This is a genomic window from Streptomyces sp. NBC_00988, from assembly GCF_045162645.1.
Classification (GTDB): domain Bacteria; phylum Actinomycetota; class Actinomycetes; order Streptomycetales; family Streptomycetaceae; genus Streptomyces.
In genome coordinates, this window is the sequence record NZ_CP108730.1 from 1,962,303 (window position 1) to 1,975,874 (window position 13,572).

The following is a 13,572-nucleotide window of genomic DNA, read 5'->3' on the forward strand; positions in this document are numbered from 1 at the left end:
CCCCCGAAACAGCGCCGCCGATCACGTCCGTCCGGACGGCATGGGGGCAAGGAGCTCCAAACGAGAGGTAACCCGTAGTGACTTCTACCGACCGCTAGGCGTTCATGAGCACACGCGGCACGGGTCCCCTCTGGACACCCTCGCTGGGGAGAATCTGGGGAGTACGGGCAGCGCTGGGGAGCGCGTGGGGAGAATCGACTGCATAGCGCGGCACGATCCGGAAAGCCGCTGAAAGATCCGTCCGCGCAGGCCAGAGGCCAGCTGAGCTGATGGTGTCCCGCCGAGTGCAACACCGTTGCGTTAGCCGTCTGGCCCGGCGTCAATGTCTCCGTCCTTGACCATCTTGAAGTCCAGTGTGTACGTCTGCACGGTGCGCGGATGCTGGTCGCGCTGGAACTGGTACTTGCTGGATGTCTTGCGGTAGCGGGCCTTCAGACGCTGGCGGCGCTGTTCGGGGAGGAGGTTGGCCAGCACTGCCCTGCCGATGGCCCCGATCAACGACGTCGTACTTCCCCGGGCAGGCCCTGGGGCGACGATGATCTGGTCCGCGGCGGTCTGGAAGAGAACGGTGAAGCTCACCCGCTGAACGGACAGTCCCGGCGTGGCCGTCGCGACATCTCCGGCCATGCGGATCAGCGCCTGGTAGACCGTGAGCAGTGCGTAGATCTCCTGCTCGAGACCGGGGACACTGCGGGACCGCAGCACTCGCCCGTCCAGGATCGTGGACTTCAGCGAGAAATAGCAGGTCTCCGCCTGCCAGCGCCGGTGATAGAGCCGCAGCAGGTCATCTGCGGGGTGGCGCTCGGCATCCAGCAGATTGGTCAGCAGCCGCCACAGCTGCGTGCGCCTGGTGCCGTCGGCGAGGACGACGGTGAGCCACGCCTCGACCACCCGCACCTGCACCCGCTGCCCGCTCGCCCTGGCACGGTGGCGGCGCGGCAGGACCGCGGTGAGGTAGGAGCCGTCGGACAGCGGGCGGCGCACAGTCGGGCGCCGCTTGCGGGTAGAGCGCAGTACGAAACGGGCCCCGGTGTCCTGCACGGCCTCAAGGAAGCCGAACGCGTCGTAGTAGGCGTCGCCCAGCAGCAGCATCGACGCATCCAGATGTCCCAGCAGACGGCGCGCGTAGGCGAGTTCGCCGACATCGTCGGGCCCGAAGACCGCGTCCACCAAAGACCGTGTGCCGCACTCCACGAGGGCCACCATGCGCACCAGCGGATAGCCGAACGCGCGGACCCTGCCGATGTGTTTGCGAAAGTGCCAGGTCACCGCTTTCTCGTCGGGAGCGGACAGGGTGGTGCCGTCCACGGCGACCAGACGCAGACCCCGGTAGAAGGCGCAGGACCGGCGGTGGTCGGCCACTGGTCCGGCCAGGACCGAGAACAGGTGGCGCAGCGGTCCGCTTCCCAGCCGGCGCCGGGCACGGGCCAGCGACGAGGCGCAGGGGCGGGCCACGGGCGCGCTGCCCAGTCCGGCCGTGAGCTTGGCCCATACCGCCTGGTAGGAGGATCGCTCGAAGAAGGCGAGGGCCAGCACGAAGTACACCACCACGCGCGCCGGGAGTAGCCGCACCCGCTGCGTGCGAACACCGGTGTCCTCCAGGACCGCGTCGACCAGCTCGGGGCCGATGATCTCGGTCAACTCGCCCAGATGGCCAGGCGCGTACACGTCCAGGGCTGTCGCACCGGACCTGACGCTGACAGAATTCTGCGGCAACGGGACCTCCGGAACACTCGCAATGGCTTCGACACCATGCGAACTACCAGAGGTCCCGCCCTCTTGACAGGGCGCACACACCCTTAACGCACTGGTGTTGCACTCGGCGGGACACCATCGTTCCGCGCGTACCAACGTCTCGGACTGGCGTCTGGCGTCGCCTTCCAGGTCGCCCAGTGCACGGTCGATGACACCTGGACGGATGGTCTCGACGGTCGCGCCGGACGGCGTGTACGCCAGCACGTGGTCGGGCTGCATCCGCTGCGGCAGGCCTGCCAGAGCAGGATGGTCGGCCACCGGGGCGGGAATGACCGCTCCCGCGCAGCCGCCCCACACCTGACTCAGCGCCCCCCAGGCCCGCCGCCCAGCGCACCCATAACGCCTCGACATACGGCACCACCACCAGCAGACGCGGCGGCCGTGCGAACGCCTGCAACGCCATGAACCGAAACTCGTCAGCCACTCCCCCGCTCTGGCAGCAACCGCCTCTCAGAAAGCCACTGTTGAAACCTCTCACTCAATGATCTTCGAGGCTGTTTGGACCGCTCCGGGACGATGGTCTGAGGGCGGGCGGCTCGGCCGAAGCCGCAGGAGGTCAACAGGTGCGGCGGCGGTGCCCAAGCCCGCCAGACTCCGAGATCCGCGCCCTTGTGCGGCCCTCCGGGAAACCGCCGACGCCCTGCAGCCGGTCGGACAGAGGCCGTGCACGGCCGCGTTTCGTCTGAAGGTCCTGCCTGCGTTCTTGTTCCCTCCTGCCCCCAACTCACAGGCTCTCGGCAGCCGGCCGTCGAGCCTTGCAGCATGGAAGGCTCGTCCTATGCGTCTGACCCTCCCGGGCCGGACTGTTCCCCGATGCGTTCCTTGTACCTGCGGGCTTCGTTGACCAATTCGCTTCCCGCATCGATCAGCTCACGCGGCCGGCCGCTTACCGTGCGCAGGTGCAGGACGTGCTCGATGACCTGGATGTCGTCCAGCGAGTCGAGCCATGCCCGCACTGTTTCCGTCTCTGGCCGTTCCGCGAAGAAGGCGAGGAAATCGGCGAGACCGTCGCGGCCGGTGATGGCTGCGATCCTGTCCCGGCTCCGGACGACCGCAGGTGTGCGGCCCGCCGTCGCCAGGGCGTCGCGTACGTCCCGGTGTCCGACGGTGATGTCAAGTTGCGGCGGCAGCGGGCTCACGTCGTGACGTCCGGTGACCAGAACGGGGATGGCCACGGTGCGAACCCACTCTTCGAGAAGCTTCAGCTCGTCGGCGGCGATGGCCCACACACCGGTGTGGGGCCGTTGCAGGGACACCGTCGGCCATACGGAGAAGGGGATGCGGGCGCCGCGCGGCGCGCTAGCGAGGATGTCGCCTTCCCGCAAGGGCAGCCCGTCGCCCGGCTGGGGCCCGTGCTTGAGGGGAAGGACGACAGTCAGGTCACTGTGCGGATCGTCGGGGTGCACGGCGCCGAGCCGGGTCGCCGCGACAGCGGGGGCGCGGTGCTTGGCCACGTTGGTGTAGACGGCCAGGAGCCGCAGCGGATGCTCGTCGGGGGTACGGCGTTGGAACGGCTGCAGTCGCTCGATGCGCTGCGCGAGCGGCGTGCCGGCGTTCAACGCCGGAAGCCGCCGTCGCCTAGGGTTGCCGAGCCACTGGGTGAGAGCGGAGACGCCACACGTGGCCGGCATCTCCACTGTCTTCGCTTCCTCTTCCGTCAGGGAGCGTCCAAGCGTGGCCTCGACCTCGGCATACAGGGTGTGTTCCAGCGCGGCGCGCAGCTGGGTGAGGGCGTCGGCCACGAGCCGGGGAATCGCCTGCGGGAGCGGGGCGACCTCCCGGACCACGACATCCACACGGTCACCGTTACGCACTTCGGCGAACGTGATCGTCCCGCGTTCCGTGTAGTCGTGCGTCAGGCGCAGCAGCCGCTCGATCGTGTGGTCGACGTGGGCCAGTGTCTCCACCACGTGAAGTTGGTGGTCGGGCAGCCAGGAACCGTCCGCGTCGTGCAGGCTCATACAGCGACCCTAGCGACCGACTTCCCAACGTTCCCGTCCCTTTCACATCCCTGCAGTGTGGTGGCTGTCTGCGACGTGATCTCCCCGCCGGCCACGCGAGCGCACGGGGCACATCCCGTTAGCCGTCGGTTAGGTCCGTCTGTCTTCTGGCCGATTCACGCCACGGAGTCGATCCGGTCACTGCACGCCTCCTTGATCGTGGCGAGATCGATCAGCACGTCCCGTGCCGCGTCCTGGTCGTGTTCCAGCGCCTCGATCGCCTGCTCCGTGCGGACCCCGAGGTCACGAGCCGTCTCGCGAGGCACGAACGGGATGCCGAAGATGCCATAGCCGGTGTCAACAGACGTCCACAGGTCCCGCTGCACGGCGTCCCAGCTCCGGCGCGCCGCGTCCTGCTTCTCGCGGGTTGCGTCCTGGCTGGAGGGAATCATCGCCAGGTCCCGTTCCAAGGTCTGGATGTGCGTGTGCAGTTGTGTGGACAGCTTGCGCAACCTGGTCCAGGTCTCATGCCCCGTCGCGATCATGGCTGCGCCGAGCGTCACTGCGGCAGGTACCAGCAGCGCGGGCCGGCTGGGGAAGACCAGCATGTAGACGACGGCTCCGGCGAAGTAGATGCCGGCGGTGTTGGCGACGGTCCGGCCGATCGCTGCCCGTCCGACACGCCTGCCGGTGTCCTCCAGCAGCTGCTGTGTGGAAGCGCCTTTCGGTTCGACCGCCTGCGTCCACATCGGGAGAAGCCCCCACACGTACATGAACGTCATGGCGGAGGCTGCATGTTCAGTCACCTGGTCCGGATGCTGCGCGACACCGTTGACCAGCCGCACCGCGTACAGGACGACACCGCACACGCCCACGCCCAACACGGTCACCTTCACGCGCCACCAACGATGCTGCCACGCTGTGTCGTTCCTCTTCCCGGACATCCAGCGGCTCACCCGCTGGAGGGCGTACCACTTTTCTGCTCTGCTCCGCCAGAACCGGCATCCGTACAGGGCGAGGAACAGTCCGACGGCGAACAGGAGGAGGCTGGCAGCCCTGTTGGTGACGTCGGGCGAGGTATCAAAGAGGGCGTTTCCCCAGACGTTGAGGGTGAATCCGACGGGGAGGATGACCAGCCGCCAGTGGATACGCGCCCCTGCGGTCACCTGATGTGTGAGCGACATGGCCTCATCGTCGGATCACCATCCGGTAAGAGGTGGGGACTTGACACAGATCAGAGGTTGCGGGTCGGGCGCTGCGCGGTCGGTCCAGAGCGGGCACGCGCCCATGACGCTCGCCGGGCCTGGCCGGGTAAGGCAGCGTGTCGGGCGACCATCCGCGAGGCTTGTAGAAAACTCCGTAGCCGCAGGTCAGAGGGCTTCCCTCCCGGGCGCACAAAACGGACAGGGTTGAATCCCGGAACGGATTTCACGACTTCGCAGGTCAGCACATGCGCCAGTGAACAGTGCGCCCCACCGACTCCTCACCGAGCTCTCGCCGGCGAAAACACACCTACCGGCTGTCCCCTCGGCCCCCGACCGAGGAGGCGCAAGCAGCTACCTCAATCGCCTCCCCGGGCGGGTATACCCGATGTATTCTGTCGGGCATGGCACACACAACGATCAAGGTCGAGAGCAGCATCCGGGACCGGCTGGCGATCCTGGCCGCCGAGAAGGACACCACGATCGCGGGGCTCGTCGGCGAATTCGCCACCCACACCCTCACGCAGAGCGAGCGGGACGAGCAGGTCGCAAAGACCCTCGAAGTCCTGCACGCGCTCTCCGGCTACGCCCCAGATCCCGAGCAGGACCGCGCAGCGGACGATGAGCTCACGCGCCGGCTCGGCAGCGCCGCGTGAACCCTGCCGCCCCTGTCGATGTAGTCCTCGACGACAGCGCGCTGCTCGCTCTGGGCTCGGGCAACGTCCTGGCCTCCCGCCTTCTGTACCAGGCCGCCGAGACCGGGGCCTGGCGCGTCCATGTCGCGCTGGCCGCACTCGCCGAAGCGGACCGGGTACGCACCGGACTCGCCGGCCACCTCGGCATGCTCGACCAGGTGGTTTTTCATCCGCTCGATCTCGCCGCCGTCTTGGCTGCCTCGGGCCACGAGCGGTCTCTGGGCTGGTGCCACACCCACCATGTGGCCATGCCCGGCCCCGAGCGCCTGGATGGGGCACGCGTCGCCACCATCCAGCCCAAGGCCTGGGACGGGGCCGACGTCCGGGTGCTCGACCTCTCTCCCTGAGCGGTCCGCCCGGGTCGGGGCGGCCTTCACCAGCGGATGTGATCCCAGCGCTTGTGCAAGTGCACGGAATTCACGGGGTAGTTGACATCTGTTTTATGATTCGCGAATCATGAATCATGGTTCAAAGCGCGCCCGAACGGTTGCGTGAGGTCTCGGCGAAGCTCTTCGGTAATCGTTATCGGGCCGAGGTGTTGCTGGCGCTGGCGATGTCGGATTCCCGAGGGGTCTGTCTGGGGGATCTTGCGGTCTCGCGAAGTGTTGCGCCCAGCGTGTACCAGGCGCCGGTACAGGCTCTGGTGGACGCGGGCCTGGTTGTGCGTGTTCCGCGGGAGCCCGGCGAGCGGCGTCAGTGGTATCGGCGCAGCGACGATGCCGAACTGTGGCGGTGTCTGGCGGACCTTTTGGGCCGTTTGGCAGAGGCAGCCGGAGCCGACCGGGTTGGATGAATGGCGGAGGTGCTGTTTTCGGACGGCGCCCGATGAGGCAGGGTGGAGCCCATGATGACCTTGGCGAGTTCCGTGACCGGCGGTTCGGTGCAGACTGCTTCCGCGGCATTGCTGGGGCGGGACGGGCAGTCTGTGGTGGCCCCGGCGTTGGGGACGGAGGCGCTGTTCTTCTACCGCATGGACTCTGCCGAGGACGTACGCCGTCGTGAGGTTTCCGCAGCGCGCCTGGACAAGCTGCCCCCGCTGGAAACCCTTCTGGCCCTTCCGGTGGGTCTGCCTGTGCCACTGGCCTCACTCGATCAGCGGGAACGTCGTGCTGTACGTGCCTTGCCGGCCGGAGCTGCGGACCGTGACCGCAAGGTGGTGACGCGGCGGGCGGTGCGGCCACTGCAGATCGACCTGGTCGTCGTGCGGGCGTCCGGCTGGCGGCAGGGGCTGGAGCGGGCCGGCCGGTTCGCCCCGTTCTGCCGAAGGGCCGTGCTGCTCGACCGGCGCCCGGTACGCCTGGAGGAATCGCTGGCGGAGGCGGACTTCTACGGTATCGGCGTCTTCGTCCCGTCGGGCGACGGGGTGGAGATGGTGCTGGAGTCCCGGACCTACCGGCCGCAGCGGCACACTGCGGCAGCCTGGGCGTTCGTCGAGGAGCTGTATCAGCGGGTGCGCTGAGCGGGCGAGGGCTCGGCCGGGACAGGGCCGGGGTCGGCAAGGGCCCAGCACTTGAGCTGCTCGGGTGCCCGGAACGCCTTGGGCTGTTCGAGGGCGGCGTTGAGCAGCGGGTACCGGTCGACGGCGATGCGGCAGCGGTCGTACCACCAGCGCTGGCGCGCGATGCCCGGCGGCGTCGCGCAGAGGTCGCGGAGCCATCCCATGAGCACAGCGATGTTGTGCGCCGCGGCTTCTGCCGGGAGCGGGGACTGGTTGCTGGTGAACGTGTCGAGCGCCTTGTGTCCGCAGGCGTAGCACTCGCAGATCGGCGCGGCGGCTGCGGCGTACTTCTTCGCCAGCGTCTCGCCAAGGTAGAAGTCCATGAGCTCGGGGTGCAGGACGTGCGGCGAGCCGGGGCCGCCGGACTTCTTCCCGGTCTGGGCCTTCTCACCGGGGACGATGGTGTGCCGCAGTGAGCTGGTGGCACCAAATGCGGTGAAGGCTGCACCGGCTGCCAGGGCTCCGAAGGCGGCGAGATCGGTGCGCAGCAGTGCGGATTCCGGTACCTGTGTGATCAGTTGCCGGAGGTGGTGTACCGACTTCGCGTACCGGGCCAGCGGGTCCATCTGCCCGCCCAGGATGATCGCCTTCGGCCCATTGACCATCTGCAAATAGGCAATCCCCTCGGGATCAAGATCGCCGCCTCCACCGTCTGGGAAATCCTCAAACAGGAGGGCATCGACCCCGCACCCGACCGAGCCTCCACCACCTGGGCCGCCTTCCTGCGCTCCCAGGCCGACGCCCTGCTGGCCATCGACTTCATCGAAACCGTCACCCTGACCGGACAACGCCATTACATCCTCGCCGCCATCGAACACACCACCCGCCGCATCCGCATCCTCGGCACCACCGCACATCCGACCACAACCTGGGTCAACCAGACCGCGAAGAACCTCACGATGGACCTGGAGGACGCGGGCGCCACCGTCGCATACCTGATCCGCGACCGGGACGCGAAGTTCCCTGCCCTGTTCGACCAGATCCTCGCCGACTCCGGCATCACCGTCGTGCTCAGCGGTGTACGAATACCGCGAATGAACTCGATCATGGAACGGTGGGTACAGACCTGCCGCCACGAACTCCTGGACCGCACCCTGATCTGGAACGAAAACCGCCTACGGCACGCCCTGCACGAATTCGAGACACACCACAACGGGCACCGGCCCCATCAGGCCATGGAACAGGCCACGCCACTGCGCGCAACCCCCGAACCGATCACCGATCCCGACCGAATCGCCCACCTCGACATACGCCGACACGACCGACTCGGCGGCACCCTCCATGAGTACCAACACGCCGCTTGATCTGCATGGATGGGGTTTCCGGCAGGCGCAGGCACACCAGGCGACGGCGCAGGCTCCGTCTGAAGGAAGCCCTGCTCAGCAGGTCCCGTGGTGGGCTGACGAGCAAGGTTCATCTCGCCGCGGACCGCAAGTGCCGTCCGCTGTCGTTCGTCCTGACCCCAGGACAGGCCGCCGACAGCCCGCAGTTCGTCGCCGTGCTGCAGAAGGTGCGGGTCCGCCTGCCTGTCGGTCGTCCCCGGACCCGGCCTGACGCTGTCGCGGCGGACAAGGCCTACTCATCCCGCGCCAACCGTTCTTACCTGCGCAAACGCAACATCAAGGCAGTCATCCCGGAGAAGAAGGACCAGGCTGCCAACCGGAAGAAGAAAGGCAGCCGAGGCGGCCGGCCCACACGCCACGACGCCGGTCTCTACAAGGAACGGAACACCGTCGAGCGCCTGATCAACAAGCTCAAGGCCTGGCGGGGCATCGCGACTCGATACGACAAGACACCCGAGAGCTACCTCGCCGGCCTCCACCTCCGCGCCTCCATCATCTGGATCAACGACCTCCTGAATGCAACCGGCTGATCACGACGTCACACAGGCCCTAGCAGCTGAAACGGCGCCGTCTGCCCAGATCTGTGCTTTCAGGTCGCGTCGCCAAGCAGGGTTTGGAGGGCCTGCCGGAAGGCGGCGGTGTCGATGCCCTGGCCGATGGCCAGGCGCTGCGAATATCCCGTGAGCATGGCGAGCAGTGCGCCGGCCACGCCGGAGGGGTCCGGCGAGTCGGGCAGGCCGCGGGCGCAGCGGTCCTGGCGGATGAGCCCGGCGACCTTCTCCTGGTCCTTGGCCAGTTGCGCCCGGATCTGGGCGGCGAGGTCGGGCGAGACGGCGGCCTCGGCCCAGACCTGCGCCATCAGCCGGGCGTGGCCGCCGTGGCGGGCTCGGACCCGGTCGAGAAGTTCGGCAGCGTCGCGGATGCTGGCGAGGTCGATGACGTTGTCCACGGCGTCCTCGCAGACGGCTGCCACCAGGTCGTTCTTGCTGGGGAAGTAGCTGTAGACCGCTCCGGTGGACAGTCCGCTGGCGGCGACGATCTCACCGGTGGAGGTCTGGGCAAAGCCCTTGGCCGCGAACACCTCGCGGGCGGCGGCCAGGATCTGCCGGCGCCGGGCGTCGCGGTGCTCCTGGGTGACCTTGGGCATAAAAAGAACGACCTCTCGTTTTTTAGTGTAGGGTGGGACCTATCCTACCCAGCCACCGCCTCCCGGAAGGCGGTGCTGGCCGACGAAGGGGCCGTGTCCCATGACATCCACCACCGAGACATCCGCGTCCGGGCCAGCCGGCGGGTTCGCCGGCGTTCGAGTCCTGGTCACCGGCGGCACCAAGGGAATCGGCGCGGCTGTCGCGGTCCGGTTCGCCGAGGCCGGGGCCGACGTCGTCGTCGCGGCCCGCACGCCGGTCGACGAGCCGCCGACCGGCAGGTTCGTCGCCGCCGACATCGCCACCGCCGACGGGACCGCCACCCTCGCCGCGCAGGCGACGCAAATGCTCGGCGGAATCGACGTACTGATCAACAACGCCGGCAGCCAAACGTACATCCCCGGCGGGGCGCTCGACGCCACCGACGACGACTGGTACCGCGACCTCGGCATCAACCTGATGTCCGCGGTCCGCCTGGACCGGGCCCTGCTGCCGGGGATGATCGCGCAAAACCGCGGAGTCATCATCCACATCACGTCGGGCCAAGCCCGCCTGCCCGGCCCCGCGTCGCTCCCGTACGCGGCGGCGAAGGCCGCGACGACCGTCTACAGCAAGGGCCTGGCCAACGAGGTCGGCAAGCACGGGATCAGGGTGAACACCGTCGTCCCCGGACTCATCGAGACCCCGGCCGTCACCCGGCGTCTGGACCAGATCACCGCCGACAGCGGCCAGGACGCCGAAACGGCCCGCCGGCAGCTGATCGACCGGGTCGGCATCCCGCTCGGGCGCCCCGGCCAGCCCGCCGACGTCGCCGAACTCGTCGCGTTCCTCGCCTCCGACCGCGCGGCGTTCCTCACCGGCAGCCAGTACGTCGTCGACGGCGGCAGCATTCCGACGGTCTAGCCAGGCGCGAAGTTCCTGATCGGTTCAGTGGTCGTAGGCGATCAGTGATCGGGCGACGGTTGCACCGGTCTTGTTGTTGTGGTTCCCCCGATCGGCGCCTGCAGACGGATGATGGAATTCGAACGGCGGACTGTACACGCGACTGCGGATGCCGCCTCGCGGCGGCCTCGGCGGGACTCGTCCTTGGCTGGGCAGCGCCCCCGCAGGCCTGAGGTCAGCAGTCGCCGTAGAGCGCCGCGACGGCTGTCTCGCGGATCGCGGTTTCGGCGCTGTCCCAGGACCACCCGGCGTCGGCGACGAGGGTGCGCCAGCCGTGCGGGCCGAACCAGAGCCAGAGCAGGTCGGCGGTCTCCGCCGCCGCGTAGCGCGGGCGCGGTGTGAGGGTGTGCAGGTGGTGTGCCGTCTCGCTCATCGCCGCACGGGAGCTGCGGGTGGCCCGCTCCCACAGTGCCGCGCCGTCTTCGTGCACGGGCAGCGCCAGCCGGATTGCCTCGTGCACCGTGAACTGTGATTCGCTGCCGAAGCGGGTGCCCGCCGCCAGCGCCGCGAGGACGTCGCGCGGTGTACGCAGTTGCCGCAACTGCTCCATCGCCTCATCGCAGCGACCCGCGATCACGCCCGCGTCGATGATGTGGTCCATGATCTCGCGCTTGCTGCCGACGCTCGCGAACACGGTCTTCGGCGAGACGCCCGCCGCGGCGGCAATGTCCGCGACCGTCACCAGCGCGTAGCCGCGCTGCCCGAACAACTCCGTCGCGGCCCGCAGGATCACCTCCCGCGTCTGCGCCGCCGCCTTCTCCCGCAGCGGGGAGGCGTAGGCGCGCTTGGTCGGCATGGCCGTCACTATACCTGCCGGACCTCCTGGATGTACTATCACCCTATTCAATAGGCTCTTGCTGGAGCTAATTCGGCAAGGCATCTCGTCCACTGACCCACAACCGCGGAGTTCCCATGGGCACCAACGCCACCGACAGCGCGCATTCCCTCTTCAGGGTCATAGAGACCGGTGACCCGGCGCTCGCCACGGACGTCGTCCACGCCGACTTCCACAACCGGGAGGCAGCCAACTCTCCCGCCGCCTGCGCGATCCCCGGACCGGCCGGGGTGCTCGCCTCCAGTGCCTGGATGCGTTCGGCGTTCACCGACCTGCGCTTCCCCGTTCTCGACACGGGCGTCGACGACGAGCGCGGACAGGTGTTCGTCCGGGTGCGCATGCAGGGGCGGCACACCGGGCCGTTCGTGCTCTTCCACGACGGGACGCTGGAGAGGGTCATGCCGCCGACCGGCCGCGAGTTGGACTACGAGCAGATCCACGTACTGACCGTGCGCGACGGGAAGGTGGTCAGGCACGAGGCCGTCCGCGACGACATGACCATGCTCGGCCAGCTCGGCACCTTCCCGCCGACCCTTGCCCTAATCGCGCGGCTCGCCGGCTGGAAGCTCACCGGCCGCGACCGGCGCGCGGCGGCAGACGTCTCAACGCGTGCGGCAGAGGCCGCGCAGGATGTAGAAGGCACGGGGACGGCGCGGTGAACCACTTCGGCATGACGCTGCGGGGCTGGGCGGCGTACTTCCGTAACGGCAATTCCGCGGGGAAGTTCTCTACGATCGACAGCTACGTCCACGAGCGTCTCGCGATCTTCGACAATCGCAAGCGTGGCATCCCGGGCAGAAAGTGGGGCAAGCGCCACGACGGCGCGTGGTTCGCCAGGCTCGGAGCCTTTCGTCTGTCCGGGAACGTGCGCAGGGTGGCGGTGCATGCCAGCCGGTGAACGATGTCGGTAAGCCGTGTGCGCGAGAAGCGCATACACGGGTTGACGGGCGGGGGCTGGAAACGGAGCCTCACAGGCCACCGCGTCAGTCCCCGACCCTACTCAGTCGATGTTGTCCAGCCGGGTTCGCCCAGCTGGAGCGAGAACGATCACGTCGATTCCAGAACCAGGGACGTTTGATATGGGCAGTTACAGTAGGGGCCTCACCAAGAATTTTCGCCACGGCTCCCCACAACGTTAGTCCTCGCCGTGCACATCGACGCGCCCGTGAACACCATCCCGCCAGGCCGACAGCGCCAGCATGTGCACGACCACCATGCCGGACGGCAACCATGGTCGATATTCCTCCCATGAGTTTCTTCAGCGTTGCCGCTCCAGGGTGAGGATGGCTTTGGCGATTGACGTCATGCGGTTTGGGCTGCATCGGGATCTGCGGAAGATCTGCCAGGACTTCAGGCGTGCGACGCCGCGTTCGACCGGTGCCCGTGCCGCGGCCAGGGCCCGGTTGAGGGTCTTCTCGGTGAGGGTGAGTTCCTGCAGGGGCCTGCGTTTGATGCCCGTGGTCACCCAGGGGCCGCCGCCCTGGTAGGCGAGGTCGGCCAGGATGGGGACGCCCTGGCGCTCGCAGATGCGGATGATCCGGTGGGTGCGGGCAGCGGTCAGGTCGTGGGATCGGCCGGGCAGTGCGGGTGAGAGCCACAGCAGCCGGCCGCCTGGGTCGGTGACCACCTGCACGTTCACGCCGTGCCGGCGGTGTTTGTGGGAGTAGTCGGCCCGTCCGTCGCCGACCCGGTCGCACTCCGCAAGGGTGCCGTCCAGCAGGACGAAGTCCGCATCGGCCTCGCGCAGGACCTTCAGCAGACCCGGCGCACGTTCGGCGAGCAGGCGGATGACCGCGCTGGTGTAGGCGTGGGCGGTGGACTCGCTGATCCCGAACCCGGCAGCGATCTTCGCCAGGGTCGTGTGTTCGCGCAGGTACACCAGTGCCACCATCGCGCGCTGGGACGGGCGGAGCTTGCAGCGCCGGTCACCCTCACGGGTGACGATGAGCATCGTGACCCACTCCACGAGCGCATGGGGCAGGTCGAGTGCGGCAGGATAGATGACCAACGAGGCCCCCGAGCAGCGTGGTTGAGACGTCAGACATCTCGATCAACAGCCCGGGGGCCTCGCTCGTTGCGCTCCATGGACCATCACCTGATCGGTGGCCAACTCGAAGAAGCTCCATGAGTCCATCTGACCCGCTGTCAACTCTCTCCCACATATCGGAGGGAATCTCACATGACCTGAAAAGTAACCTCCAGGCGCCGTTGGATCCC

Annotated in this window: 15 protein-coding genes; 8 read left to right on the top strand and 7 right to left on the bottom strand. The window is 68.0% G+C overall.

Annotated elements, in window-relative coordinates; genetic code table 11:
• Positions 1 to 300 precede the first annotated feature (300 nt).
• From OG496_RS09075 to OG496_RS09085, 3 genes are all read right to left on the bottom strand, one after another.
• On the bottom strand, positions 301 to 1,716 hold the full coding sequence (locus tag OG496_RS09075; protein ID WP_405970354.1) for an IS4 family transposase: 1,416 nt from the start codon (positions 1,714 to 1,716) through the stop codon (positions 301 to 303).
• 815 nt (positions 1,717 to 2,531) lie between these two features.
• Complete coding sequence (locus OG496_RS09080) at positions 2,532 to 3,716, bottom strand: hypothetical protein (protein WP_405970355.1); 1,185 nt, start codon at positions 3,714 to 3,716, stop codon at positions 2,532 to 2,534.
• Positions 3,717 to 3,871: 155 nt separating this feature from the next.
• A complete protein-coding gene (locus tag OG496_RS09085) occupies positions 3,872 to 4,879 on the bottom strand; it encodes a hypothetical protein (RefSeq protein ID WP_405970356.1) in 1,008 nt (335 codons plus the stop codon).
• Between the two features lie 422 nt (positions 4,880 to 5,301).
• On the opposite strand from OG496_RS09085, the gene OG496_RS09090 reads away from it, so the two are divergent.
• The 3 genes from OG496_RS09090 (at position 5,302) to OG496_RS09100 (ending at position 7,051) form a co-directional block, all read left to right on the top strand.
• Positions 5,302 to 5,553, top strand: a complete 252-nt coding sequence (locus OG496_RS09090; protein WP_356656928.1) for a hypothetical protein — start codon at positions 5,302 to 5,304, stop codon at positions 5,551 to 5,553.
• A complete protein-coding gene (locus tag OG496_RS09095) occupies positions 5,550 to 5,939 on the top strand; it encodes a hypothetical protein (protein WP_405970357.1) in 390 nt (129 codons plus the stop codon). Before OG496_RS09090 ends, OG496_RS09095 begins: the two co-directional genes overlap by 4 nt.
• Before the next feature lie 497 nt (positions 5,940 to 6,436).
• On the top strand, positions 6,437 to 7,051 hold the full coding sequence (locus OG496_RS09100) for a hypothetical protein (protein WP_405970358.1): 615 nt from the start codon (positions 6,437 to 6,439) through the stop codon (positions 7,049 to 7,051).
• On the opposite strand, the gene OG496_RS09105 is transcribed toward OG496_RS09100, so the two are convergent.
• Positions 7,036 to 7,656: a hypothetical protein gene (locus OG496_RS09105; RefSeq protein WP_405970359.1), complete on the bottom strand. Its 621-nt coding sequence runs from the start codon at positions 7,654 to 7,656 to the stop codon at positions 7,036 to 7,038. The genes OG496_RS09100 and OG496_RS09105 overlap by 16 nt on opposite strands.
• Here OG496_RS09105 and OG496_RS09110 point away from each other — a divergent pair.
• The gene (locus OG496_RS09110; protein ID WP_405970360.1) at positions 7,621 to 8,394 is read left to right on the top strand and encodes an integrase core domain-containing protein; all 774 of its coding nucleotides are present in this window, start codon (positions 7,621 to 7,623) and stop codon (positions 8,392 to 8,394) included. The two genes, OG496_RS09105 and OG496_RS09110, sit on opposite strands and share 36 nt — an antisense overlap.
• A gap of 5 nt (positions 8,395 to 8,399) precedes the next feature.
• Positions 8,400 to 8,963, top strand: a complete 564-nt coding sequence (locus tag OG496_RS09115) for an IS5 family transposase (protein WP_405970361.1) — start codon at positions 8,400 to 8,402, stop codon at positions 8,961 to 8,963.
• A 59-nt stretch (positions 8,964 to 9,022) separates the two neighbouring features.
• On the opposite strand, the gene OG496_RS09120 is transcribed toward OG496_RS09115, so the two are convergent.
• A complete protein-coding gene (locus OG496_RS09120) occupies positions 9,023 to 9,580 on the bottom strand; it encodes a TetR/AcrR family transcriptional regulator (RefSeq protein ID WP_405970362.1) in 558 nt (185 codons plus the stop codon).
• A 100-nt stretch (positions 9,581 to 9,680) separates the two neighbouring features.
• Here OG496_RS09120 and OG496_RS09125 point away from each other — a divergent pair, with 100 nt between their 5' ends.
• Positions 9,681 to 10,481: an SDR family oxidoreductase gene (locus OG496_RS09125; protein WP_405970363.1), complete on the top strand. Its 801-nt coding sequence runs from the start codon at positions 9,681 to 9,683 to the stop codon at positions 10,479 to 10,481.
• 214 nt (positions 10,482 to 10,695) lie between these two features.
• On the opposite strand, the gene OG496_RS09130 is transcribed toward OG496_RS09125, so the two are convergent.
• Entirely contained in the window at positions 10,696 to 11,316 is a 621-nt protein-coding gene (locus tag OG496_RS09130; RefSeq protein ID WP_405970364.1) for a TetR/AcrR family transcriptional regulator, read from the bottom strand.
• 116 nt (positions 11,317 to 11,432) lie between these two features.
• Between OG496_RS09130 and OG496_RS09135 the strand changes: the two genes are divergently transcribed.
• Both OG496_RS09135 and OG496_RS09140 read left to right on the top strand, forming a co-directional pair.
• The gene (locus tag OG496_RS09135) at positions 11,433 to 12,014 is read left to right on the top strand and encodes an ester cyclase (RefSeq protein ID WP_405970365.1); all 582 of its coding nucleotides are present in this window, start codon (positions 11,433 to 11,435) and stop codon (positions 12,012 to 12,014) included.
• Entirely contained in the window at positions 12,011 to 12,253 is a 243-nt protein-coding gene (locus tag OG496_RS09140) for a group II intron maturase-specific domain-containing protein (protein ID WP_405970366.1), read from the top strand. Before OG496_RS09135 ends, OG496_RS09140 begins: the two co-directional genes overlap by 4 nt.
• Before the next feature lie 360 nt (positions 12,254 to 12,613).
• On the opposite strand, the gene OG496_RS09145 is transcribed toward OG496_RS09140, so the two are convergent.
• Positions 12,614 to 13,363 carry a transposase family protein gene (locus OG496_RS09145; protein ID WP_405970367.1) on the bottom strand — a complete coding sequence of 250 codons (750 nt, stop codon included), beginning with the start codon at positions 13,361 to 13,363 and terminating at the stop codon, positions 12,614 to 12,616.
• Positions 13,364 to 13,572 lie beyond the last annotated feature (209 nt).

Excerpts from the sequence above, each read along its gene's own strand:
- OG496_RS09080 (WP_405970355.1), bottom strand. The coding sequence starts at position 3,716 with ATGAGCCTGCACGACGCGGACGGTTCCTGGCTGCCCGACCACCAACTT.
- OG496_RS09085 (WP_405970356.1), bottom strand. The coding sequence starts at position 4,879 with ATGTCGCTCACACATCAGGTGACCGCAGGGGCGCGTATCCACTGGCGG.
- OG496_RS09090 (WP_356656928.1), top strand. The coding sequence starts at position 5,302 with ATGGCACACACAACGATCAAGGTCGAGAGCAGCATCCGGGACCGGCTG.
- OG496_RS09100 (WP_405970358.1), top strand. The coding sequence starts at position 6,437 with ATGATGACCTTGGCGAGTTCCGTGACCGGCGGTTCGGTGCAGACTGCT.
- OG496_RS09105 (WP_405970359.1), bottom strand. The coding sequence starts at position 7,656 with ATGGACCCGCTGGCCCGGTACGCGAAGTCGGTACACCACCTCCGGCAA.
- OG496_RS09115 (WP_405970361.1), top strand. The coding sequence starts at position 8,400 with ATGGATGGGGTTTCCGGCAGGCGCAGGCACACCAGGCGACGGCGCAGG.
- OG496_RS09120 (WP_405970362.1), bottom strand. The coding sequence starts at position 9,580 with ATGCCCAAGGTCACCCAGGAGCACCGCGACGCCCGGCGCCGGCAGATC.
- OG496_RS09125 (WP_405970363.1), top strand. The coding sequence starts at position 9,681 with ATGACATCCACCACCGAGACATCCGCGTCCGGGCCAGCCGGCGGGTTC.
- OG496_RS09130 (WP_405970364.1), bottom strand. The coding sequence starts at position 11,316 with ATGCCGACCAAGCGCGCCTACGCCTCCCCGCTGCGGGAGAAGGCGGCG.
- OG496_RS09135 (WP_405970365.1), top strand. The coding sequence starts at position 11,433 with ATGGGCACCAACGCCACCGACAGCGCGCATTCCCTCTTCAGGGTCATA.